We start from the raw sequence: 902 nt of genomic DNA on the forward strand, positions 1-902 counted from the left end.
CGGCGACACAACCCCTCCTGTCATCACGGACGTGATTGTATCGGGAAGTAGTTGGGATTTCTTCACTTCTACCTTTGTGGATGCGATTGATGATGACTACTTCGGTACGGACGGCGTCGGAGAATTGATTTCACCAGTCGTTTATGGATCCGGTAACGGATTGGGGCGTTCGCTTCCAGGTACTGGTCAAACGCAATCGGTGCCATGGTCGAACGTCGATACGATCTATGTAGATTTTAGTGAAGATGTCCAGAAGGTCGGTGGTGGAACCATCGATCTTTCTGATCTGTCACTAGCGGGTAACAACGTCTCCGATTATGAATCGCATGCGAGCTACGGTCTGACCACCTCGTATACCAATAACGGCGGTGCTGGCCCGTTCCGGTTGACAATCAGTCTTGCCGGATCGCAGGACTTTGGCATCGACAACCTGGCATTGTTGATTTCCGGTAGCTCGGTAGCGGACGCAGCTGGAAACGCTCTAGACGGTGATTGGATCAACAATTCCTCAGAGATGTCTGGCGATGGAACAGCAGGCGGAGACTTTGTTTTTGCTATTAACGTTCTACCGGGCGACCATAACGGAAACGGCTTCGTTTCCAACGGAGAGGTGAGTAACGCGGTTCTGAGGGCGGGTACATTCGCGACCGGCTCAAACTACAACCCTCAGTACGACATCCTGGGCGAGTCGTTTGTCTCGAATGGATCAATCCAGGAAACGAAAGCGTCGGTTGGCACTTTCTGGCCTGGTGGAACTCCTTCTACGCTTCCAGCATCGGGCGGCGGATCTGCAATGAGTGCATCACGCTTATCGAGCGGTGAGTCGTCCTCCTTTTCAGACGGCGATGACGAAGAGTGGGCTGCTAACGCAGTCGATAAAGCACTTGAGTTGCTGTTCTAGG

1 protein-coding gene is annotated in these 902 nt (G+C 52.7%); it reads left to right on the forward strand.

Annotation, left to right across the window (positions count from 1 at the left end):
* Nucleotides 1–901: hypothetical protein (locus tag RSSM_RS33700; protein ID WP_044302349.1), on the forward strand; the 901-nt coding region annotated here is incomplete at its 5' end.
* Nucleotide 902 lies beyond the last annotated feature (1 nt).

Source organism: Aporhodopirellula sallentina SM41 (genome assembly GCF_000346505.1).
Lineage (GTDB): Bacteria > Planctomycetota > Planctomycetia > Pirellulales > Pirellulaceae > Rhodopirellula > Rhodopirellula sallentina.